The 1,411-nt window shown below is 47.0% G+C and carries 2 protein-coding genes; both read right to left on the reverse strand.

What is annotated here, in order from left to right:
• Window positions 1–58: 58 nt before the first annotated feature.
• Window positions 59–1,009: a F0F1 ATP synthase subunit gamma gene (locus F6K20_RS38505; RefSeq protein WP_008181110.1), complete on the reverse strand. Its 951-nt coding sequence runs from the start codon at window positions 1,007–1,009 to the stop codon at window positions 59–61.
• Window positions 997–1,254 (reverse strand): hypothetical protein, encoded by a 258-nt coding sequence (locus F6K20_RS38510; RefSeq protein ID WP_131826958.1) that lies wholly within the window; start codon window positions 1,252–1,254, stop codon window positions 997–999. Before F6K20_RS38510 ends, F6K20_RS38505 begins: the two co-directional genes overlap by 13 nt.
• Window positions 1,255–1,411 lie beyond the last annotated feature (157 nt).

Below are 1,411 nucleotides of genomic sequence, written 5' to 3' on the forward strand. Positions count from 1 at the left end.
TATTCCAGACGCGGGTAATCTTTGCAGCTGACTATAAATGAAATTAAATAAAATGAAATTAACCGAGTGCTTCAGCACCACCCACAACTTCCAGAATTTCCTGGGTAATTGCGGCTTGCCGTGCCTTGTTGTAGGTTAGGGTTAGTTTACCAGTCAGTTCCGATGCATTATCACTGGCATTACTCATTGCTGTCATCCGACAAGCCAGTTCACTAGCTGCTGACTCTTGTAATGCCCGTAGTAACTGGTTGTTTAGATATAAAGGCAACAGGGCATCGAGGATTTGCACGGGGTCTTGTTCAAAAATCATGTCACGGGGGAAAGTCTCGGTAGTTCCCCTTGTGACTACCTCCCGCTCCACCTTGAACTCACCACCTTTAGTTGTCAGTCTGAAGATTTCATCATCCTGTGATTCTAGTCCCTTAGCTGTTAGGGGTAGCAGGGTTTGAACCGCAGGTCGAGAACTAATCAATGAGACGAATTTGGTGTATATCAACTCCACCCGGTCTACGGTTTCAGACAGAAACAGGGAGAGGAGTTGGTCAGCAATCATAGATGCTTCTGATGCTGTGGGAATCTGTTCTAAACCGGTGTACTTGGCATCAATTGGCTGATTGCGGCGCTCGAAGTACTGAATAGCTTTGCGTCCAACTAGCACGTATTTGTAGCCAACCCCTTTCTCCTGTAGTTCCTTTGCACGGTTTTCGGCACGCTTGATAACGTTAGTATTGTAACCGCCACATAGTCCTCGATCCCCTGAAACGACGAGCAAGCCTACATTCTTGATTTCCCGTTCTTTTAGTAGGGGCAGATTGGCATCTTCAAACTGCATCCGGTTTTGCAAACCGTAGAGAACTTGTGTTAAGCGGTCAGCAAAAGGACGGGTGGCAGTCACCTGTTGTTGAGCACGACGTACCTTAGCCGCAGCCACAAGGCGCATCGCTTCGGTGATTTTCCGGGTATTTTTGACTGACTTAATGCGATCGCGAATGTCTTTTAGATTAGGCATAATCTGTTCAAGGATGACGGTTGTCTCGGCTTGAAGGTTGTCTGGTTGAAGGTTGAAGGTTGTCTGGTTGAAGGTTGAAGGTTGTCTGGTTGAAGGTTGAAGGTTGTCTGGTTGAAGGTTGAAGGTTGTCTGGTTGAAGGTTGAAGGTTGTCTGGTTGTTGGCCTTTGGGGTTCGGTGTAGGGTAGGTTGACTGTTTTTTAGAGAACCTGCAACCTACTAACCTGCAACTGAAATTAACCTGCAACCTGCAACCTACTAACCTGCAACCTACTAACCTGCAACCTACTAACCGGTAACCTGCAACGGAAATTAACCTGCAACCGAAACTAATCTTTAACCTGTTAAGCAGATTACGGTTCCACACTCATTCGCCTGGACCGCTGCTGGACTTACGCGCGGAA

Origin of the sequence: Moorena sp. SIO2C4 (genome assembly GCF_010672485.1) — a bacterium.
GTDB classification, from domain to species: Bacteria; Cyanobacteriota; Cyanobacteriia; order Cyanobacteriales; family Coleofasciculaceae; genus Moorena; species Moorena producens.